Raw genomic sequence first — 20516 nt, 5'->3', positions numbered from 1 at the left:
CCGTCCCCCCCTCTTGGTTGCAACAAACGGGGCACACATCGCGCGCCCCGTTCTTTTTCAAACCAATCGCTTACGGCTTCATGATGCCAAGGGATTCAGGCTCCACAGTCGTCGACCCCAGCTCCTTCAACGTATAGGCAAAGGTGCTTTCCAACTTGCCAAACACAGCTTGTGCTGCGGCACCCGACTGCCCGCCAATATCGTAATGGTTGGCCGCAGCCCAAGCGGCCACCGTGTCCGATGCCATTGCCGCATCAAACGCCGTGGTCAGCACGGCTTTCACATCATCGCTGGCCGAATTGGCCACGCCAAACCCGATGGATTGCTTCAGCGGCAAATACGCCTCCAGGCCCGTGTACATCCCAAACGCCGATGGGATGGTGATATCACCCAGCTTGCCTTCTTCGGGTGTCAGCATCGCCAAGGGCCGCAACTTGCCGCCTTCAATCAGCGGTGCCTGTTCGGCCAATGATGTCACAACCAGCGCCACCTCGCCCGCCATCGCCGCCTCTTGGCCCGCCGCAGACCCTTCATAGGGGATGAATTTGAACGCCACATCCGCGCCTTTTTCAATCGCCAACAAGTTCAAATGGTGGATCGACCCCGCACCCGATGCCGCCGCAGGAATAGTGCCGGGGGCCGCCTTGGCCGCATCCACCAACTCTTGCAGCGTGGTATAGGGGCTGTCCACCGGCACCGAAATCAGGTCCGGCGACCCGCCCACGATGAACGGATACCAATAATCAAACTTCTTATCCCAACCGCCCTGAATGGCCGCCGTGACGTTGGATTCCGAAATCCCCGCCAGCGTGTACCCGTCATCGGGCTGGTTCATCACATAAACCATCCCGTTTGACCCCGCGACACCCCCGGTCTGGTTGGTCACGTTGATCGACACCGGCAAATGCTTTTCCATCTCGGCCATGATCATGCGATTGATGGTGTCGGTGCCACCCCCGGCCCCCCATACAACCACAGCCGTAATATCGCGGAACGGATAGTCTTGCGCCTGCGCTGCCCCGGTTATGCCCGTGGCAAGGGCCACCGCCCCCGCAATCAGTGAAAATCTTGGTTTCATGTCATCCTCCCTTTGGATTGATTGTCCTTTAGATTTGATAGGCTATTGCATTTACTGCGTATGCATTAATAAATGCATTGTTAACTATCAGATCACATCAGGCTGGCGTTCCACCGCAAAATGGAAAATACAGCCAACACAACAGCGGGGGGCCCAATGCAGACATTCGATATCGCGGTTTTTAACGGGGATGGGATTGGCCCAGAAATCATGGCGCCCACCGTGGCGCTGCTGACCAAACTGGCCGCCCGCGCAACGGATTACGCGCTGACCTTTCAATCCTTGCCCGCCGGGGCCGCCCATTACGCCAAAACGGGCGAAAGCTTGCCCGCAGCGTCCATGACCGCCGCCCGCGCCGCGGATGCGATATTGCTGTCGGCGATGGGCCTGCCTTCTGTGCGCTATCCCGATGGCACCGAAATTTCGCCCCAAATTGAATTGCGCAAAGTGTTGCAATTGTTCGCAGGGGTGCGCCCCGTGCGCATTGGCCCCGGCCAACCCACGCCCCTCAAAATGCCCCCCGGCCGCACCGTCGATTTCGTGCTGATCCGCGAAAGCACCGAAGGGTTGTTTTTCAGTCAGGGCCAAGGCGAGGTGTCCGAAAATGAAGCCCGCGAAACCTTGCGCATCACCCGCGATGTGTCTGAAAAACTGTTCCGCTTTGCCTTCCAACTCGCCACCGACCGCAAGGCCAGCGGCTTGGGCAAAGGCCGCGTGACCTGCGTTGACAAGGCCAATGTGTTCCGCGCATTCGCCTTTTTTCGTGGCATTTTTGATGCCGAGGCAAAAGCTTTCCCTGATCTGACCGCCGATCACGCCTATGTCGATGCGACCGCCCTGTGGATGGTGCAAAAACCGTGGGATTTTGATGTGCTGGTCACCGAAAACATGTTTGGCGACATTCTGTCCGATCTGGGCGCAGGGCTGATGGGGGGGCTTGGCCTTGCACCATCCGCCGATATTGGGCTGCACAATGCGGTGTTTCAACCCTGCCACGGCTCCGCCCCCGACATCGCGGGTCAAGGGCGCGCCAACCCTATGGCGATGGTACTGTCCGCCGCCATGATGCTTGATTGGTTGGGCCTGCGCCATGACGTGCCGGGCCTTGTGCGCGATGGTGCGGCGTTGCGCGCAGCGGTGGAACGCGTGGTGGCCGAAGGCAAAGTGCTAACGAGCGATATTGGCGGCACCGCCACCACCAATCAGGCCGCACAGGCCATTGACGCAGCGCTGCCTGCATGACCGCCCCTTTGCGCATCGCTTGCCTTGGGGCTGGCTATTTCAGCCAGTTCCACATCGACGGCTGGCGGCGCATCCCCGGCACCACCCTTGTCGGGGTCGCCGACACCACTTTGTCCAAGGCAGCGGCCACAGGTGCGCCCGCCTTTGACAGTTTTGACGCGCTGCTTGCCACCAAACCCGATATCATCGACATCATCCTGCCGCCCCCCGGCCATGCAGACGCTATCCGCAGCGCGCTGGCGGCAAAACCCCGGGCGATCATCTGCCAAAAGCCCTTTTGCACCTCACTCGAACAGACGCGCGAAATCACCGCCCTTGCCATGGCCGCAAAAATCCCCCTGATCGTGCATGAAAACTTCCGCTTTCAACCGTGGTATCGCGCGATAAAACAGGCCCTTGATGCAGGCCGCATCGGCACGCCCTTGCAGGCCACCTTTCGCCTGCGCCCCGGCGATGGGCAAGGGCCACACGCCTACCTTGCCCGCCAACCTTATTTTCAACAAATGCCCCGCTTCCTGATCCACGAAACCGGGGTGCATTGGATTGATACCTTCCGCTATCTCTTTGGCAATCCCAGCCACGTCTATGCCGACCTGCGCCGCGTCAATCCGGTGATATCGGGCGAGGATGCTGGTTTTGTCACCTTTGACCACCCAAACGGCCTGCGCGCCTTGTTTGATGCCAACCGTCATCTGGACCACGCCGCCGACAACCCCCGCCGCACAATGGGCGAGGCGCTGATCGAAGGCACCGATGGCACGCTTGATCTGGCAGGCGATGGCGCTGTCTGGCACCGCGCTTTTGGCAGCCAAACCCGCAGCGAAATCCTGCCGCCCGACACGCATGCAGGTTTTGGCGGCGATTACACACGCGCCTTGCAAAACCATGTGGTTTCTGCCCTTCTGACCGGGTCCGTTTTGGAAAACCAAGCCCACGATTACCTGCGCGTGATCTACATTGAACAGGCTGTATACCTGTCCGCCGCAACGGGCCGCAAGCTGGAGATATGATGCCCGACCCCGTCGAAAAGCCCCTCTCCAACGCCGCCAGCGCCGTGGACAGCCTGCGCGCCCTCATCTTTGACGGCAGCCTTGCCGCAGGCTCCGACCATCTGGAAAGCGAACTTGCCCTGCGCCTTGGCATGTCACGCACCCCCGTGCGCGAAGCGGTGCTAACCCTTGCCGCCCAAGGGCTGCTGGACGTGCGCCCGCGCAAAGGCGTGCGCATCCTGCCCGTCTCCCCCGCCGATATGCGCGAAATTTACGATGTGCTGACCGAACTCGAAAGCCTTGCCGCCGCCGATGCCGCGCGCCGCAACCACAGCCCCGCAGCCCTGCAACCCCTTGCCCAAACCATATTGGACATGGATACCGCCCTAACCGCCAAGAACCGAGAGGCGTGGGCCGATGCCGATGACCGTTTTCACACCGAACTTGTGCGCTTGGGCGGCAATTCCCGCATCATCATGATCGTTGGCATGATGGCCGATCAGGTGCGCCGCGCCCGCGCCGTCACGCTCTACATGCGACCGGTCCCCTCACAATCCAACGCCGATCACCGCGGTGTGTTGGAGGCAATCCGCAACCGCGACCCCAAGGCCGCCGAACGCATCCACCGCGCCCACCGCATCGGGGCCAAGGAAATGCTCACTGAACTGCTGGACCGGTACCGTTTGCAAAACCTGTAACCCAAACCGCACCGCGCGCGCGCCCCAATTCCCCCGCTTTGCGCGTTTGCAACTTGCCCCCCCCGCGCTATGTTTGCCAACGCAAGCACCGCACAAGCCAATCCAAAGGGGGCCTATGCTGATCGTCACCAACGCCACCTTGCTGAACCCCGGCATCTTGGACACCAGCAGCCTGCCCAAAAAGTTTCTGGGCCACGTGCTGGTGCTGCCACGCGGCGCGGGCCTTGGCGTCTGGTTGCGCATGGTTTTGGAAATCCAAATCCTGCGCTATCTCGTTACCCTCTTGCCCTTCATCGCGGCCCCTCTCATGGTGCCAAAGCTTGCCGTACCCGTCATGCAGGCCCCGGTCTTGATGCTCATCCTCATCGCCCTCGTCGAACTGAAGCTGCTGCGGCTGTCAAAATCCGCCCGCGCGCGCAGCATGACAGATGATGACGCGGCGCGCAGACTGGACACCCTGACCTTTCGCGCCCGCGCGTGTTTGCGCGCCATCGCCGCCAATCACCAAATGGCCGATGGGGATTTGCGCCTTGTGATCGAACAATCCGAACTGGCCCGCGTCGCCCCCCTCACCCTTGTCTCTGTGCAAATCGAAACCCCCAACCCGCATTTGCCCCCGCTTGACGCCCGCGACCGCGCCATTCTGACTGCGGGCCTGTTTGATGCCGACCTCACCGAACGCGACCTGCTTGCCGTCAACCACAAGGCCGATCTTTATATGCGCGACATCGCCCAACCCGCCCGCGCCGTCTCCGCCCACGCCCGCCTTGCCGCCTATCTGGAACCAAAGGGGGCCACGCCATGACCGTCAACGCCACCACCGTCTCCGCCGGTGAGGCGCTGCGCGTCCTGACCGCAGGCTGGCACGCGCAAACCACAGGCGGCCTTACCGCGTCATGGATGCTGCACGGCCGCCCCGGTGTGGGCAAAACCGAAATTGTGCAAACCCTTGCCAACAGCATTGGGGCCGCATTTTTCGATCTGCGCCTCACCACAATCGAACCCCAAGACCTGCGCGGCCTGCCCTATTACGACCATGCCACCGCCAAAACAGTGTGGTATCGCCCCGAGGATTTGCCAGACGCCCCCACCCCCGCGATCCTGTTCCTCGATGAACTCACCGCCGCCGCCCCCAGCTTGCAACCCACCGTCTACGGGTTGTTGCAAGAACGCCGCGTGGGCCGCCACCGCCTGCCCCCCTCCGTGATGATCATCGCCGCCGGGAACCAAGTCGAGGATGGCGCCATCGCCTATGACATGGGCACTGCCCTCAGCGACCGCCTGATCCACATGATTGTGCAATCCAACGTCGATGATTGGCTGAAAAACTATGCGCTCACTGCAGGCATCCACCCCACCGTTGCCGCCTTCATCCGCACCCGCCCCGACCTTCTTGACACGACCGAGAACAGCATCCGCCGCGGCCACATCATCGCTTGCACCCCGCGCAGTTGGACCCGCGTCAGCGCAATCATGACCGCAATCCCCGACCGCGCCACCCGCCAAGTGATGATCGCAGGCACCATCGGGGCCACCCCCGCCGCCGAATTTGGCCTGCTGGCCGATGATATCGCAGCCACCGTGCAAATCGGCGCGATTATGGCTGCGCCCCGCGCCGACCGCGCAGCGATGTATCCGCGCAGCCTGCACGGCCTCACCGCCCTCACCTACGGCCTTATCGGGGCCACCACCCGCGCAAACCTGCCCGATGCGATCGACATCCTCGCCGATCTGCGCAGCCTTGGCAGCACTCACGCAGGGCTCCCCCTCGCCGAACTCACCAGCTTTGGCTTTGAACTTTTGATCGGGCACGCACTGGAAAAAGGCTGGCAAGACGCGTTTGCCACCTCCGCATCCTACGCCGATTACGCCGCCACCCGCCGTGCCGCTGGCCTGCCATGACGCAGCGTGCCACCCGCGCGCTGGCTCATTTGGGCGAGGTGGACCCAGCCCTTGCCATCCTGTCGCTGTGGTGCCGCCACCGCGACGGGCTGCACACCCGCACCGACGGCGACACCATCACCTATGGCGCAGGGTTTGATACGCTGGGCCTGCCCGAACAAGTCGGCCTTGCCGCCCATCACATCCTGCATGTGGCCTTGCGCCATTCCACCCGCCAATCCGCCCTCGCCGAACGGCTTGGCGATGCGTTCAACCCCACCCTTTACGGCCTTGCGGCGGATGCGATCATCAACGAAACCCTTATCCTCGCGGGCCACGCGCTGCCCCGCCCCGCCCTGACCCTGAATGATCTGTTGGCAATTGCGGGCATCCCCGCCAAATCCCCCATTGCAGCCCTGCAGGAATGGGACGCCGACCGCCTCGCCATGGCCCTGCACACCGACCAAACCCGCGCCAAACGCCTGTCCGATTGGGGCAAAACCCGTGGCTATGCCCCCGACCTTGGCGCAGATCGTGGCGGCACCGCAAACGACACCGGCCAAACCCCCGCCGATTGGCGCAACCAACTGCTGCGCGCGATTGCTGCGGGGCGCAAGGCTGGCAGCGGCATCGGCAAACTCGGCGCAATCCTTGCAGACCTCGCCCCAGATCAAACCCCTTGGGAGGTGCATCTGCGCGGCCTCCTCAACAGCGCGCTGGTCGACCGCCCCAGCCCCAGTTGGCGTCGCCCTTCGGGCGCATGGGTCGCGCGCATGGCCCATGCCACCCAAACCAACACCCCCACCCCGGTGTTTGAACCGGGCCGCCAACGCAGCGACCACCGCCCCCGCATCGTGATCGGCGTTGATACCTCCTCTTCAATCCTCCCCCAAACCCTGCGCCTTTTGGTGGCCGAGGCGCATACCATCGCCCGCCGCACCGGGGCAGAGGCGCATTTGCTGGCCTTTGACGAAACAGTGTTTTCCCAAACACGGCTGGACCAAACCGGCTGGGCAAACCTGCAAACAGGTCACATCCCAACAAACACATGGCGCACGGGCGGCGGCACCGATTACGCCGACCTATTCACACAGGCCGCCAAACTGCACCCCTCCATCGCTATCATCCTCACTGATCTCGACGCAGCCCTGCCGCCCGCTCCCGGCTTTGCCGTGATCTGGGCTGTGCCAAACGCTGTGCCAAACGCTGTGCCCCCGCCCGCCTATGGCCGCGTTTTGCGCGTGGCAGACGGCCAAATCCCAGACTGAAAACCAATACGGCGCGTCCCTACGGTGCCAACCATTGCCCCGCCCATCCATCGCCCACCTCAAACCGCGCGCGCCGATGGTCAGGCCCCAGATGCACCGCATCAATCGCCACCACGCGGCAGCGCAACACCGCAAATGACGCCGCATCAGGGGTTTTCAAATACGCCAACGCCGCCGCAATCGGCACCCCCGGCGCAGGCGTGGTGCCATAGCTTTGGCGCGACGGGTCGGGCACGCGCGCCCAAATATCCGCCACCTCAGGTCCCGTCAGCACCGCCACCTCCACCGACAAACGGCTTTGCAAATGCGCACTGGCATCCCACACATGCACCCCCGCACGCGGATGTGCCCGCAGCGCCGCCACTTTGGCAGACCGCAAGTCGGTATGCACCTCCAGCATCCCCGCCACCGGGTCCGCCCCGCGCAACACCACCGTGCGCAGGTCTGGCCAACCATCGGTGGTCACTGTGGCAAATGTCGGGTGGCGCGCGGGCGCATGACGGTCCCCCACCCCGCGCACCAACCGCGCCCAAACCTGCGCGCGCAATGTGTCCAGTTCCGCCGCCCAAGCGTGGGGATCAATCGTCATAACCTGTCATCTCCAAATATCCAACGCCCGTATGACTGCCCGAAACCACCACCGGCCCTTCCCAATAGGGAACAGACGTGGCCATCCACGCTTGCGTATTCAACGCGGTCACGGTCACATCCACCCCCCGCGCGGGCAACCGCAGGCCCCAAGTCGTCGGTACATCGCGCCCCGCAACCCGGCTGCGGGCCAAAGGCACGGCCGAAAACGCCCCATCCGGCAGCGCGCTTACCGCCCCATCCGCCGCAATCCAAGTGGCCGATGTGTAATCTTGCCCGCCGCGCAGCACAAATCCCATCATCTTGTCGCCACTGTCAAACGACAGCGAAAACCAATCCCACCCGGTTTGGTCCTGCGCCAGCGGTTGCGACGACCATTCCCGGTCCAACCATGCCTGCCCCGTCACCGCCACATCGCCACTGGGCAAGGTCAACTGCCCCGACAGCGCGTAAAACGGCTGCGAATAATAATGGCTCGCTTGCCCCGCCGCCGATTTCACCGAATACCCGGCATCGCCGTGCAACACCAACGGCCCCTGCGCGCGCAGGTCCACGTCAAACGCAAACTCCGCCCCCGCAGCCGTCAGCCGCAAATTGCCAAAATCGGGGCCCGCCATCGCCCAATCATCAATCCACGCGTTGAACGGCGCAGCCGTCACCCCCGCTTGCCCAATCCCGCCGCGCGCCAGCCGTTCCGCCACGAAATGCGCATCCCGCGTTGTCACCGCCGCATGCCCCATCCACAGTTGCGGCGACGCCCAGCCCGCACCCTCCTCCGGCGCAAGGGCAGACCGAAACAGCGTCCATTGCAGCCCATAGGGCGTGCCATCTGGCCCCGTCATGTTCGCCGTCAAATACCACCATTCAATCCGAAAATCTGGGTGCGCGCCGTGATCGGCGGGAAACTGCAATACCCTGCCCCGCAGCGGATTGGAAAAATCGCCCGCCGCCGTGCCCAATCCCGCAAACCCTTGCGCCACCGCCTGCAACGACAACATCAGGCACGGCATAAGGCACAGCACCAAAACCTTAACGTTCATGGCGAAACACCCCCAACAATTGCGCCGGCGGCACCCGCGCCAACCGCCACGCAGGCCACAGCGCCGCCAAACCAGCCGCAATCAGCGCCAGCCCCCCCAACCGCAGATAATCCAGCGGAAACAGATACATCGGCAAACGCCAGCCAAACGCCTCTACGTTCACCACCGCCAACAACGCCCAAGCCAGCGCCAACCCCAACGGCAACGCCAAAACCGCCACGCCCGCCGCCAGCATCACCGTGCGCGCCAAATCCAACGCCGCCAATCGCCGCCGCGTCAACCCCAGGGCCCACACCGGGGCCAGTTGCGGCAATCGCATCGCGGCCAACGTCAGCAAACTCATTAAAATCGCAAACCCCGCCACGGCCAGCGTCAGAATGTTCAGCGCGGTCGTCACCACAAACGTGCGATCAAACACCGCCAGCGACACCGCCTTGATCGCCGCTTGGTCAATCATCGCGCCGCCCGCCACGCCCAAGTCGCGCAAACTGGCCCGCACACCCGCCACATCGCCCGCATCCATCCGCAGCCCAAACCGCAGCGCCACAACATCCGGAAACTGCGCGACAAACACAGTTTCCGTCAAAATCACCTGCCCAACGGGGTTCCCGTAATCGCCGTAAATCCCCAAAACGGGCAAGGACACTCCAGGGGCCACCCCCACCATCGCCCCCAATTCCAGCCCCGCGCGGCGGTACAACTGTTCGTTCACCAACACACCACCGCCCCGCGCCAAAACGTCCCAAACCTGTGGCACCGCTTGCAAAAACTGCCAATTGTCGCGGTAGGTGGCATGGTCACGCGCGCCGTATATCTGCGCAGGCACGCCCCCCGCCACGCCCGCCACCACCCGCTCCACCTCCAACACAGGCAACACCGCCGCCACCCGCGCATCCGCCATCCCCACAATCTGCGCCGCCTGCCCCGCATCAACCGCGCTGACATACAGCTCCGACGCAAGGCGCTGGTCCAAAAACCCGGTGAACGTCAGCCGGAACGACGACACCATGGTCGACACCCCCACATTCGCCGCCATCGCCAGCAACAACGCCATCAACGCCAGCGATAACCCCGGCAATTGCTGCCGCGTATCGGCCCAAAACCACTGCGCCACAGGCCCCCGCGCCCGCGCCGCACCAATCCCCAAAACCACCGCCAACATAGGAGGAAAGGCCAGCGCGCCACCAATCAACAGCGCGCCCAGCATCGCAAATCCCGCGATCAACCCTTGCCCCCAAACCGCCAGCCCGCCCGACAGCGCCAACAACACCGCCGCCGTCACCGCCAACCCGCGCGCACCCCGCGCCACCAATCCGGCCTGCGGTTGCGCCGCCGCCAACAGCGGCATCCGCGCCAGCGACCACAGCGCGCCCGCCCCGGCCACCCCCGTCCCCAAAACCGCAATCGCCATCCCCGACAGCCACCACACCGGGCGCAACGCCAATTGCCCCGAAACATCCGCCCCATAAAGCCCGCGCAACGTCGCCGCCACATCCGGCAACAGCGCCGCCGCCACGCCATACCCCAGCGCCACACCCACAGCCCCGCCCAACAGCGCCAGCACCACCAACTCGCCCACCATCACCCAAATTACGCTGCGCAGCGGCGCACCCAATGCCCGCAAAGTCCGCACCATCGCGCGCCGCTGTTCAAACGCCAGCCCAATCGCACCATGCACAATGAACAACCCCACCGCGAATGACAAAAGCCCGAACGCCGTTAAATTCAGATGGAAACTATCGGTCAAACGCGCAACATCACTGCCCGTTTGCGGGGCGACCAACACCAAATCCGGTGCAATCTGCGCCAAGGGCGCGCGGTTCAACGGCTGCACCGGGGCCACCAACAAGCGGTCAATCTGCCCCGCGCGCCCCAACAGCCCCTGCGCCACCCCAATATCGGTGATCGCCGTATTGGGCGCGATACTTGGTGACACAACCGCCCGCACAGCCATTGCAGGCAACCGCGCCAACGTGTCCGCGCGGGCAAAAATCTGGCGCACGCCGCCCAAAAACCCTGTTAAATCACCCACAGCGGATACCGGACCAACCCCGCGCGGCGCTGTCAGCGGTTCAATACCCACCAACCGCACACCGCCCAAATCGCCCTCAATCACGGGCGACACGGCCCATCCCGCCCGCCGCAGCGCGACATAGGTCGCTTGCGAAATCACCGCGCCCTCACGCCCCGTAATCTGCGCCAGCCGCCCCTCATCAAGGGTGGCCGCCGCCGCATCATAACTCGCCCGCGCCTCCGCGTTGATCGCCTGCACCCCAGACCACAGCGCCGTCCCCAACGCCAATCCAGCCAGCAAAGTGAACAATTGCAGCAGGTTGTGCCGCCAATGCGCCAACAACGCCGATAAAACCGCCCGCCTCACGTCAGCAGCCCAGCCCGCAAATGCAACCGCCGCCCCATCCGCGCCGCCAACCGTTCGGAATGGGTGACCAGCACCAAACCCGCCCCGGTATCCGCCACCAAATCGCACAGCAGCGCAAACACCGTGTCCGCCGTCGCCTCATCCAGATTTCCCGTCGGTTCATCCGCCAGCACCAAGGCGGGGCGCGGCGCCAGCGTGCGCGCAATCGCCACGCGCTGCTGCTGGCCACCCGACAAATGTTCGGGGTATTTGTGCAAATGATCGCGCAACCCCAACCGCTGCGCCAAATCATCCGCAAACATCGGGTCAAACCGCCCCGCCAACCGCGCCTGAAATGCAATATTCGCCGCCACGTTTAGCGATGGGATCAAGTTAAATTGCTGAAAAATCACCCCAACCGTGCCGCGCCGCAACCCTGCACGCCCCGCGTCATCCAGCCCCGTCAGGTCGGTCCCTTGCACCGCAACCACGCCCGCATCTGCCGTGTCCAACCCCCCGATCAGGTGCAACAACGTGCTTTTGCCCGACCCCGATTCGCCCGTCAGCGCCAGCATTTCACCCGCGTTCATGTCAAACGACACGCCGCGCAGCACAGGCGTTTCCGCCCCATAGGTCTTTTTCACATCACGCAAGCGCAGCAGCATGTCGCACATCCCTTTTGGAGCGATCTAACCCGCAGCCCGCGTGTGAACAGGGCACAACGCGCAATTAAGCCAAGGTCGCCCCTGCGCGCGCGCGCCGCACCTGCACCCACACCATCGGTGCCAGCAATACCGCCGCCAACGCCATCGTGGTCAACCCCGGCGCCACAAACAGCAGCGACACCAACCCGATGTACCAGCGTTCCCACACTTTCACCGGGGCAAGCAAATAGCCCGAAAACGCCACGCCCAACCCCGCAATCCCGATCATCGCACCGACCAGCGTGACCCCAAACGCGGCCCAAGTGAACCCTTCGGCCACCAGCAACAACGACGGCGAATACACAAACACAAACGGCACCAATGCTTTGGCAATCCCCAAACGAAACGCGGTGTTGCCCGTTTCAAACGGGTTCGATCCCGCAATCCCCGCCGCGGCATAGGCCGCAAGCGCCACGGGCGGCGTAATGTCCGCCAACACCCCGTAATAAAACACAAAGAAATGCGCCACAATCGGCTCAATCCCTTGTTGGGCCAAGGCAGGGGCGGCCACCGCGACCAAGATAATATAGGTCGCCGTGGTCGGGATGCCTGCGCCCATGATGATACAGGCCACCGCAATCAACAAAAGCGACAAAAACAACGACCATTGCGCAACGCTGGCGAATGAAAACGGCCAAATCTGCCCAATCACCGCCCCCATATCAGACGCGGTTTGCACCACGACATAGCCCAGCCGGAACCCAACGCCCGTCAAGGTCACCACGCCAACCACAACGCCCACTGTCGCCGCCGCAGCGCCCACAGCCAACGTGTTTTTCGCCCCCGCCGCCAGCGCATCCCACAGGTCATACAGCGTCATGCGGTTGACCGGGTTCAACAACCCGACCACCACACAGGCGATAATGCCATACACCGCCGCATAATCCGGCGTGCGCCCGGTCAAGATCATATAGACCAAAATGACCAACGGAATAACCGACAGCCAATGCTGCTTCAACACCAGCCCCAGCTTTGGCATCTCATCCGCCGTCAAGCCCCGCAGGCCCAACCGTTTCGCCTCCAGATGGACCATGATGAAAATGCCAAAATAATGCAGCAAGGCGGGGAACAGCGCTGCCGCCAGAATATCACGCAGCGGAATTTCCAGATATTCCACCATAATAAACGCCGCAGCGCCAAGGATGGGCGGCGTAATTTGCCCACCCGTCGATGATGTCGCCTCCACCGCCGCCGCAAACCGCCCCGAATACCCCACCTTTTTCATCGCGGGAATCGTCAGCGCCCCAGTGGTCACAGTATTGGCAATCGACGACCCCGAAATCGTGCCCATAAATGCCGACGAAAAAATCGCCACTTTGGCAGGCCCGCCCGCATAACGCCCGGCAATCACCATCGCCAAATCAATGAACAATTGCCCCAACCCGATGCGGGTCGCCAACACGCCAAACAGAATGAACAAAAACACATATTTCGCCATAACCCCAATGGCGATGCCGTAAATCCCTTGGTTGGTCATGTACAAATGGTTGATCAACCCCAACCAACTGGTGCCGCCATGCTTCAACGCGCCCGGCGCCCAAGGGCCAAACAGCGCGAACAAAATGAACACAATCGCAATAATCGGCAGCGTTGGCCCCACCGACCGCCGCGCCGCCTCCAGCGTCAACAACAACAGCGCTGTGCCCATGAAAATATCGGTTTGGTTTGGGTTGCCCACGCGCTGCGCAACCACCTCGGGCGGCAACAGCGGCAAATACATCGCCGCCCCCACGGCCAAAACGGCCCACAGCAGGTCCAAATACGGCACGCCTTGGATGCGCCACCACACCGCAGGCGCAACGTCGGTCGTCGGCGTGTTGCGCCAGCCAAACAGCACAAACACCAAACCCAACACAAAGGAAATATGGATCCCCCGGTGCGTCAATTCCGGAATCAACGCAAAGCCTGATGCATAGAAATGATACACCGACATCACAACCAACGCTGCACTCACCCCCCAGCCCAAATACCGTCCCGTGGCGCGAAACGCGGTTTCCGGGTCATATTTGCGTTCAATTTCGGCCAGTTCGGCGGCTGTCAATTCTGAGGCACTCATCGCGATAATCCTTCTTGGCCGCTATTCGTTCGATAAAAAACAGGCGGCCCAATAAAGGCCGCCTGCCGTCACTCACGTCACATTACTTCAGCAAACCCGCTTCACGGTAAAACCGCTCCGCCCCGGCGTGCAACGGAATCCCGATGCCGTCCAGCGCGGTCGCCGCTGTGATCGACGCACCTTTTGCGTGGCCCACATCCAGCAAAACGCGGGTTTTGTCGTTCCACAGCGCCTTGGTGATTTCATAAATCAAATCATCGCTTTCATCCGACGATGTGATCCACTGCGCGCCCACGGCCACAGTTGTTGTGGCGGGGACGTTTTCATAGGCACCGTCTGGGATGTCGGATGCACTGAAAAAGCCGAATTTTTCGGTCAAACCAGCAGCCCCTTCACCGTCAATCGGCACCAGCTTGATCGCGACCGACGATGCCAGTTCCACAATTGCGCCCGTGGGGAACCCACCGACGAAAAAGAACGCATCAATCTGCCCGTTGCGCAGCGCATCGCCCGCCGCGTCCGGCTTCAACGCCTCTGCCGTCACTTTGTCGGTCGACAGGCCATAAGCCTCCAAGATCAACAGCGCGTCAACATAGGTGCCCGACCCTGGCTCATCCAACGACACCCGCTTGCCCGTCAAATCGGCGACCGAATTGATACCGCTGTCGGCCATAACGACCAAGTGGATATGCTCGGGGAACAGCGCCGCAATCGCGCGCAGCTTTTCGGCTGGCGGCTGGCCTTCCATCGTGCCAGTGCCGGTATAGGCCCAATAGGCCACATCCGACTGGGCAAACCCGGAATTGCGCAACCCCGAACTGATGGCGTTCACGTTGTCCACCGACCCGCGCGACGATACCGCCGATGCGATCAGCCCCGGCACGCCACAGCTGCCACCCTCATCACACCCGCGCGACCCGGGCGGGTTGGAAATGGCGTTCGCAATCACGCCGCCCACCGGGTAATAGGTCGCAGCCGTGCCGCCCGTGCCGATGGTGAAAAAGTTCAGCTCTTGTGCGACCGACGCGCCCGCCAGCCCCAGTGTCATGGCGGCTGTCAACGCAGCCGTCTTGAAAAATGTCATAATCGTCTCCCTTTTGCTTTCGCCCCGCCCCAAGACCATCGGCCCCGGCCCTTTGACCTTGACCTTGACCTTGGCCATCCGGCCCTTTGGTCCTAACCCTTGGATAAAGGCAAATATTCTGCAGCTTTGGTTCGCTGTTCAAACAGGATGCTTTTTTCACGGCCCGCTGTAAAGGCGCGCGGGGGGCAAAGCGGGTTATTAATCGTCAAACTTCCATACCAGCCGCCCACACGCCTTTACCTGCCGCAACGTCAGGCCACACCCCACCCCCGCAAACTGCCCGTTTTCGCCGAACGTCCCACGCACCAGCGGCGAAATCATGCCTAAGCCACCAATATCGCGGCGTTTTTCAACACTTGGCGGTTGACGCGCCCCCCCCTTGCGGCGCATCTAGGCTCAAACCGATGCTGCCGCGCAGCAAGGCCCAGATCTGCGCAGCAAGACCCCCCGTATTTTGCGCATTTTGCATGGCAGCAATGCAAGTTTTGCATCGCACATGATCTGGCATTGCGCGCGGCAATCTGCGAAATCTATTACGTTTTTCCCATGATCGAAGTTTCGAGGTCTCTATGCCGATCCCTTTGGGTTCCCCCCACGCCACCCTGTCGCGCCGCGCCCTTTTGGCGGGCCTTGGTGGCATGGCCGTTCTGCACTGCAGCACCAGCCTAACCATGGCGCAAACCGCACCTGTCCCCGATCTGTCCACCCCGTTTGATTTCGATTGGCTGACCGCCAACGCCCGCACCCGCGCCACCACCCCCGCCCAAACGCCCCCAAAGGCCGAAGGGTTTTTTACCAGCTTCACCTATGATGATTACCAAGCCGTGCAATTTAACCCCGCACAATCGCGCTTTGCCGGTCCCGATGCGGGCTTTCACCTGCACGCTTTCCACCTTGGCTGGCTGTTCGCCGAACCCGTGTTGATGTACCAAGTGGGCGCAGGCACCGCCACGCCCATCACCTTCACCACCGATGATTTCTTCTATTTCGATCTGGTCAAGGACCGCGTGCCTGCGCATGAACCCTTGCCCGGCATCGCGGGGTTCCGCCTCAATGCCCCCCTCAACCGCGCTGATGTCTTTGATGAAGTCGTGGCTTTCCTTGGGGCCAGCTATTTTCGCGCAGTCGGGCGTGGCACGGGCTACGGCCTGTCGGCCCGCGGCCTTGCGATCAACACAGGGCTGGGCCAGCCCGAAGAATTCCCGCGATTTTCGCGCTTTTGGATCGAAACCCCCGTGCCGTTTGCGCGCGATATCACCGTCTATGCAGCGCTTGACAGCGACAGCTGCACCGGGGCCTACCGCTTTGTCATCCGCCCCGGCGCCAACACCGTGATGGACGTGACCGCCCGCCTGTTTTTCCGCACCACCGTGAAACAGATCGGCATCGCCCCCCTCACCTCGATGTTCCTGTTTTCCGAAAAAAACCGCGCCGAATTTGATGATTTCCGCCCCAATGTGCATGACAGCGACGGGCTGATCATTCACCGCCGCGATGGCGACCACATCTGGCGCCCCCTCAACAACCCCTCCCGCCTGTCCGAAAGCTGGCTGGTCGAGGAGAACCCAACCGCCTTTGGCCTGATGCAGCGCGACCGCGATTTCGCCAATTACCAAGATGCGGTGTCGCATTACGAACGCAGGCCCTCGCTGTTGGTCGAGCCGCTGGGCGATTGGGGGGGCGGTGCCGTGCGCCTTGTCGAAATCCCGACGCGCCAAGAAATCAACGACAATATCGTCGCCTTTTGGGTGCCCGATGCCGCCCCCACCCCCGGCGCATTGGTCGAATACGCTTACCGCCTGACATGGGGCGCGCTGCCCGCCGATCCAACCGCCGATCTGGCCTATGTGATGGAAACCCGCGCGGGCGTGGCGGGCGTGTCTGGCTCTGAAAACAGCAATGACGCGCGCAAATTCGTGGTGGATTTTGCGGGCGGTATGCTGGCCGCTTTGCCCGGTGATGCGATGCTTGACGCGGTGGCCTCTGTCTCGGGCGGGGAAATCATCGTCAAAACCCTGTCTAAAATCGACAGCGAAAATATCTGGCGCATGGTGCTGGATGTGATGCCTGACGCAGGTGAAACTGTGGAACTGCGCGCCCATGTGGCGGGTTATGGTCGCAAACTGACTGAAAATTGGATTTATCAATGGGTGACCGCATGACCAACCAACTGGCAATCGCGCCCGACCTTTTGGCCCCCCCCATCGCCCCGCTTGCGATGCCCAAACAAACCCTGACACCGGATGCAGGCGCGCCCACCCTGTTGGCACGCGCAGCCCTGCTTATGCTCAGCTTTCGGCGCATCGGCTAAGCTGTGGCCCGGGTGCCACCCCACGCCCTCCACCCCCGCCCCAACGGCGCGCGTGCATTGGCCTGCGCCGCCAGCGTTCTTGCGGCCTTTGCGGCGGGTTTGGTGTTTTTGGTTTATGGCGCGGCCGATGGTCTGTCGTGGATTGATGCGGTGCGCGCGGGCCTTATTTCGCTATCCACTTGGTGGCTGGCATGGGGGGCCGCCACGGCACTTTTGGGCCTAACCGCGCACCTGCCCGCGCCCCCCACCAACACCAACCCCATCCGCGGCACCACCGTTATCATCGTCCCCGTGTATAATGAGGATCCGCGCGATACCTTTGCCCGCATCGCCGCGATGGATGCCTCGCTGCACGCTTGCGGCCCCCAGTTTACCATTGATTTCGCCGTGCTGTCCGACACCCGCGATGATGCGATCGCCGCCGATGAACGCCAATGGTTCGCCCATCTGACCGCGCAGCAAGCGGGCGCAGGCCGCATGTTTTACCGCCGCCGCACCGATAACACAGGCCGCAAAGCGGGCAATATCGAAGATTTCATCACCACCTCGGGTGCTGCATGGGATTATGCCGTAATCTTGGACGCCGACAGCCTGATGGAAGGCGCGACAGTGCTGGAAATGATCCGCCGGATGGAAGGCGACCCCAGCCTTGGCCTGCTGCAAACCCTGCCCAAAACGGTGGGCGCGCAAACGCTGTTTGGCCGCGCCATGCAGTTCTCCGCCGTGTTCCACTCCCCCGCTTTCGCGCGGGGAGTGGCCGCGATGCAAGGCCGCTCTGGCCCGTTCTGGGGCCATAATGCCATCGTGCGGATGCGCGCTTGGGCCGAAAGCTGCGGCCTGCCCGTCCTGTCTGGCCCGCCCCCTTTCGGCGGCCACATCCTTAGCCACGATTCGGTGGAGGCGGCGCTGCTGGCCCGTGCGGGCTGGACCGTGCGCCTTGATGATGATCTTCAAGGCTCCTACGAAGGCGGCCCCGAAAACATCATCGACCACGCCAAACGCGACCGCCGCTGGTGCCAAGGCAACTTGCAACACACAAAGGTCATTCGCGCACCGGGCCTGCTGGCATGGAACCGGTTTTCCCTGTTCCAAGGCATCTTTGCCTATGCCGCCCCCTTGATCTGGCTGGCCTTCATCGCCGCCTCCATCGCCGCAATCCCCTTGGCCGATGAATTGAATTATTTCCCCCAAGCCAACTGGCCCTTTCCCGTTTTTCCAAACGACCAAACGTCCAAGGCCATCGGGCTGGCGCTGGGGGTGTTCGGGCTTTTGGTCATGCCCAAACTGCTTGTGGCCCTTGATGCCATCCGGACAGGGCGCGCGCGCGGCTTTGGGGGCGCGGGCAAAACCCTGCGCGCCGTGCTGGCCGAACTCGCACTCACCTCCCTCATCGCGCCCATCCTCCTCGCATTCCAAAGCCGCTCGGTGATCCAAGTGCTGCTGGGCCGCGATGGTGGCTGGCCCACCAACAACCGTGGCGATGGGGGGCTGTCCGCGCAAACCGCTTGGGTCGCTGGCCGCTGGATTATGCTGTGGGGGGCTGGCGGCATTGCCGTCACCCAAACACTCGCCCCCGTGCTAACCTTGTGGTTGATGCCCGTGGCCTTGCCCATGATCCTTGCCCCGCTGCTGATCTGGTGGACCGCGCGCCCCGCCGCCGCCACGCGTTTCAGCGTTCCCCAAGACAGCACGCCCCCCCCCATCCTCGCGCGCCACGCAGCCATCCTTGCCGCATGGACCACCCCAATTGCAAAGGCGAAACGTGCCTAATCCCCCCCACACCCGCGACCACCGCATCGACCTGTTGCGCGGTCTGGCCTTGATGATGATTTTCATCAACCATATCCCCGGCACGCTGTGGGAAAATTTCACCTCGCGCAATTTCGGCTTTTCCGATGCCGCCGAAGGGTTCGTTTTGATGTCTGGCATTGCCGCGGGCCTCGCCTATGGCCCTGCGTTCTTGCGCGGCACGCCCAGCCTCGCTGCCGCCCTGCGCCCGTGGCGGCGTGCCTTTACCATTTGGTGGGTGCATTGCGTGGTGATCGGCTGCATCCTTGCAATGTTCATCGCCGCAAACCACCTGCCCGGCATCGCGGATATGGCCTACCGCCGCAACATCATCCTTGCGGTGGATGACCCCGTTGCCCTGTTGCTGCCCCTGCTCACGCTTGGCCACCATTTCGCCTATGCCGATATTTTGCCGCTTTATGTGCTGCTGATGATCGCTGCCCCCGCGCTGCTGTTCGCCTGCGCCCGCGCGCCAAAGGCCACGATGCTGGCCTCGCTTGCGCTGTGGTTCGCCGTTGGCATGCTGAAATATAAAATGCCCACATGGCCCACCGACAACGGCTGGTCTTTTAACCCAATGGCGTGGCAAGTGCTGTTCGTCGCGGGTATCCTAACGGGCCTAGCCTTGCGCCAAGGCCGCCGCGTGCTGCCCATCAACACAAACGCGCTGCGTCTTGCCATCGCTTTTTTGGTCGTCGCGGCGCTGTGGAACCAAGTGCCCGTTATCGGCGCATGGGGCGGTCACGGGCTGTGGATGCTGCACGAATACGCCTATGTGCCGCATGTGTTCACCTCATTTGACAAAAGCTTTGTGTTCTTCCCGCGCCTTTTGCACATCCTCGCCTTGGCCTATGTCCTCAGCGCGCTGCCGATCGTCAAAACCATCGCAGCAGCGCCGCGCGTGGCCCCCATCACCCTCCTCGGGCGCCATTCCCTGCCCGTGTTCGCAACCAGCTCCGTCCTCGCCTACGCCGCCCAATTGATCAAAGCACTCACGCCCTCCTCCGCAGCCCTCGACACCGCCCTGATCGCCACCGGGTTTTGCATCCTCTTCCTGGTCGCCCACCTGCGCGACCGCCAACGCAGCCCAAAGCTGGGTTTGGCGGCGGCAGTTTAGCAAGCTTACTTCAAACGTATCCGTCCGGTGTGACTGGCGTTGACTTATTGAGCCGGCCAGTTCCATGGCATGAGGTCATCAAGGCGGTTCATTTTGTGATCAGCGATGCGGGCCAGAACCCAACGAAGCCACGCTTCAGGATCGACCTTGTTCATGCGGCAGGTTTCGATAAGCGTGTATGCAATGGCGGCAGCGTCACCACCGCCCTTTGACCCCATGAACAGATAATTCTTGCGCCCGAGGGTCACCGGTCTGATTGAGCGCTCACATATATTGTTGTCCAGCTCCAGCTTGCCGTCGTCGAGATATGCCC

Annotated in this window: 19 protein-coding genes; 10 read left to right on the top strand and 9 right to left on the bottom strand. The window is 62.4% G+C overall.

The window, feature by feature from the left end; all coding sequences use genetic code 11:
• Positions 1 to 70: 70 nt before the first annotated feature.
• Positions 71 to 1078: a Bug family tripartite tricarboxylate transporter substrate binding protein gene (locus BMY36_RS14400; protein ID WP_050519902.1), complete on the bottom strand. Its 1008-nt coding sequence runs from the start codon at positions 1076 to 1078 to the stop codon at positions 71 to 73.
• 156 nt (positions 1079 to 1234) lie between these two features.
• Between BMY36_RS14400 and BMY36_RS14395 the strand changes: the two genes are divergently transcribed.
• From BMY36_RS14395 to BMY36_RS14370, 6 genes are all read left to right on the top strand, one after another.
• On the top strand, positions 1235 to 2320 hold the full coding sequence (locus BMY36_RS14395; protein ID WP_050519901.1) for an isocitrate/isopropylmalate dehydrogenase family protein: 1086 nt from the start codon (positions 1235 to 1237) through the stop codon (positions 2318 to 2320).
• A complete protein-coding gene (locus tag BMY36_RS14390) occupies positions 2317 to 3330 on the top strand; it encodes a Gfo/Idh/MocA family protein (RefSeq protein WP_050519900.1) in 1014 nt (337 codons plus the stop codon). The genes BMY36_RS14395 and BMY36_RS14390 overlap by 4 nt, the downstream gene beginning before the upstream one ends.
• On the top strand, positions 3330 to 4007 hold the full coding sequence (locus BMY36_RS14385; protein WP_050519918.1) for a GntR family transcriptional regulator: 678 nt from the start codon (positions 3330 to 3332) through the stop codon (positions 4005 to 4007). Before BMY36_RS14390 ends, BMY36_RS14385 begins: the two co-directional genes overlap by 1 nt.
• 115 nt (positions 4008 to 4122) lie before the next feature.
• Positions 4123 to 4812, top strand: a complete 690-nt coding sequence (locus tag BMY36_RS14380) for a hypothetical protein (RefSeq protein WP_050519899.1) — start codon at positions 4123 to 4125, stop codon at positions 4810 to 4812.
• Positions 4809 to 5909, top strand: a complete 1101-nt coding sequence (locus BMY36_RS14375) for an AAA family ATPase (RefSeq protein ID WP_050519898.1) — start codon at positions 4809 to 4811, stop codon at positions 5907 to 5909. The genes BMY36_RS14380 and BMY36_RS14375 overlap by 4 nt, the downstream gene beginning before the upstream one ends.
• Positions 5906 to 7156, top strand: a complete 1251-nt coding sequence (locus BMY36_RS14370; protein WP_050519897.1) for a vWA domain-containing protein — start codon at positions 5906 to 5908, stop codon at positions 7154 to 7156. Before BMY36_RS14375 ends, BMY36_RS14370 begins: the two co-directional genes overlap by 4 nt.
• 19 nt (positions 7157 to 7175) lie before the next feature.
• On the opposite strand, the gene BMY36_RS14365 is transcribed toward BMY36_RS14370, so the two are convergent.
• The 7 genes from BMY36_RS14365 to BMY36_RS20815 form a co-directional block, all read right to left on the bottom strand.
• Positions 7176 to 7745, bottom strand: a complete 570-nt coding sequence (locus tag BMY36_RS14365; protein ID WP_050519896.1) for a pyridoxamine 5'-phosphate oxidase family protein — start codon at positions 7743 to 7745, stop codon at positions 7176 to 7178.
• Entirely contained in the window at positions 7735 to 8784 is a 1050-nt protein-coding gene (locus BMY36_RS14360; protein ID WP_050519895.1) for a lipocalin-like domain-containing protein, read from the bottom strand. Before BMY36_RS14360 ends, BMY36_RS14365 begins: the two co-directional genes overlap by 11 nt.
• On the bottom strand, positions 8774 to 11164 hold the full coding sequence (locus BMY36_RS14355) for an FtsX-like permease family protein (protein ID WP_050519894.1): 2391 nt from the start codon (positions 11162 to 11164) through the stop codon (positions 8774 to 8776). Before BMY36_RS14355 ends, BMY36_RS14360 begins: the two co-directional genes overlap by 11 nt.
• Complete coding sequence (locus BMY36_RS14350) at positions 11161 to 11808, bottom strand: ABC transporter ATP-binding protein (protein WP_050519893.1); 648 nt, start codon at positions 11806 to 11808, stop codon at positions 11161 to 11163. The genes BMY36_RS14355 and BMY36_RS14350 overlap by 4 nt, the downstream gene beginning before the upstream one ends.
• Before the next feature lie 64 nt (positions 11809 to 11872).
• Positions 11873 to 13903 carry a TRAP transporter permease gene (locus BMY36_RS14345; protein WP_050519892.1) on the bottom strand — a complete coding sequence of 677 codons (2031 nt, stop codon included), beginning with the start codon at positions 13901 to 13903 and terminating at the stop codon, positions 11873 to 11875.
• Positions 13904 to 13985: 82 nt separating this feature from the next.
• Positions 13986 to 14987, bottom strand: coding sequence for a TAXI family TRAP transporter solute-binding subunit (locus tag BMY36_RS14340; RefSeq protein WP_050519917.1), 1002 nt, complete (start codon positions 14985 to 14987; stop codon positions 13986 to 13988).
• 198 nt (positions 14988 to 15185) lie between these two features.
• A complete protein-coding gene (locus tag BMY36_RS20815; protein WP_272867515.1) occupies positions 15186 to 15308 on the bottom strand; it encodes a hypothetical protein in 123 nt (40 codons plus the stop codon).
• A 248-nt stretch (positions 15309 to 15556) separates the two neighbouring features.
• Between BMY36_RS20815 and BMY36_RS14335 the strand changes: the two genes are divergently transcribed.
• Genes BMY36_RS14335 through BMY36_RS14325 form a run of 4 tightly spaced genes read left to right on the top strand, consistent with a single transcriptional unit; the run spans position 15557 to position 20203 of the window.
• Positions 15557 to 17149, top strand: coding sequence for an OpgD/OpgG family glucan biosynthesis protein (locus tag BMY36_RS14335; protein WP_050519891.1), 1593 nt, complete (start codon positions 15557 to 15559; stop codon positions 17147 to 17149).
• Positions 17146 to 17298 carry a hypothetical protein gene (locus BMY36_RS19995; RefSeq protein WP_156215189.1) on the top strand — a complete coding sequence of 51 codons (153 nt, stop codon included), beginning with the start codon at positions 17146 to 17148 and terminating at the stop codon, positions 17296 to 17298. Before BMY36_RS14335 ends, BMY36_RS19995 begins: the two co-directional genes overlap by 4 nt.
• A gap of 12 nt (positions 17299 to 17310) precedes the next feature.
• Complete coding sequence (gene mdoH, locus BMY36_RS14330) at positions 17311 to 19068, top strand: glucans biosynthesis glucosyltransferase MdoH (protein WP_082224856.1); 1758 nt, start codon at positions 17311 to 17313, stop codon at positions 19066 to 19068.
• Complete coding sequence (locus BMY36_RS14325; protein WP_050519889.1) at positions 19061 to 20203, top strand: OpgC family protein; 1143 nt, start codon at positions 19061 to 19063, stop codon at positions 20201 to 20203. Before mdoH ends, BMY36_RS14325 begins: the two co-directional genes overlap by 8 nt.
• A gap of 44 nt (positions 20204 to 20247) precedes the next feature.
• Here BMY36_RS14325 and BMY36_RS14320 read toward each other — a convergent pair.
• On the bottom strand, positions 20248 to 20516 hold a 269-nt coding region (locus tag BMY36_RS14320), incomplete at its 5' end, for a transposase domain-containing protein (protein ID WP_139194067.1).

Origin of the sequence: Pseudorhodobacter antarcticus (assembly GCF_900110135.1) — a bacterium.
GTDB lineage: Bacteria > Pseudomonadota > Alphaproteobacteria > Rhodobacterales > Rhodobacteraceae > Pseudorhodobacter > Pseudorhodobacter antarcticus.
The sequence above is the reverse complement of the archived record's forward strand: the minus strand, read 5'-3'. Positions and strand labels throughout refer to the sequence as shown.

Bases quoted from the DNA above. Each gene is read 5' to 3' on its own strand.
- BMY36_RS14345 (WP_050519892.1), bottom strand. From the start codon at position 13,903: ATGAGTGCCTCAGAATTGACAGCCGCCGAACTGGCCGAAATTGAACGC.
- BMY36_RS14400 (WP_050519902.1), bottom strand. From the start codon at position 1,078: ATGAAACCAAGATTTTCACTGATTGCGGGGGCGGTGGCCCTTGCCACG.
- BMY36_RS14390 (WP_050519900.1), top strand. From the start codon at position 2,317: ATGACCGCCCCTTTGCGCATCGCTTGCCTTGGGGCTGGCTATTTCAGC.
- BMY36_RS14335 (WP_050519891.1), top strand. From the start codon at position 15,557: ATGCCGATCCCTTTGGGTTCCCCCCACGCCACCCTGTCGCGCCGCGCC.
- BMY36_RS14395 (WP_050519901.1), top strand. From the start codon at position 1,235: ATGCAGACATTCGATATCGCGGTTTTTAACGGGGATGGGATTGGCCCA.
- BMY36_RS14375 (WP_050519898.1), top strand. From the start codon at position 4,809: ATGACCGTCAACGCCACCACCGTCTCCGCCGGTGAGGCGCTGCGCGTC.
- BMY36_RS20815 (WP_272867515.1), bottom strand. From the start codon at position 15,308: ATGATTTCGCCGCTGGTGCGTGGGACGTTCGGCGAAAACGGGCAGTTT.
- BMY36_RS14360 (WP_050519895.1), bottom strand. From the start codon at position 8,784: ATGAACGTTAAGGTTTTGGTGCTGTGCCTTATGCCGTGCCTGATGTTG.
- BMY36_RS14365 (WP_050519896.1), bottom strand. From the start codon at position 7,745: ATGACGATTGATCCCCACGCTTGGGCGGCGGAACTGGACACATTGCGC.
- BMY36_RS14370 (WP_050519897.1), top strand. From the start codon at position 5,906: ATGACGCAGCGTGCCACCCGCGCGCTGGCTCATTTGGGCGAGGTGGAC.
- BMY36_RS14340 (WP_050519917.1), bottom strand. From the start codon at position 14,987: ATGACATTTTTCAAGACGGCTGCGTTGACAGCCGCCATGACACTGGGG.
- BMY36_RS14385 (WP_050519918.1), top strand. From the start codon at position 3,330: ATGCCCGACCCCGTCGAAAAGCCCCTCTCCAACGCCGCCAGCGCCGTG.
- BMY36_RS14350 (WP_050519893.1), bottom strand. From the start codon at position 11,808: ATGCTGCTGCGCTTGCGTGATGTGAAAAAGACCTATGGGGCGGAAACG.
- BMY36_RS19995 (WP_156215189.1), top strand. From the start codon at position 17,146: ATGACCAACCAACTGGCAATCGCGCCCGACCTTTTGGCCCCCCCCATC.
- BMY36_RS14380 (WP_050519899.1), top strand. From the start codon at position 4,123: ATGCTGATCGTCACCAACGCCACCTTGCTGAACCCCGGCATCTTGGAC.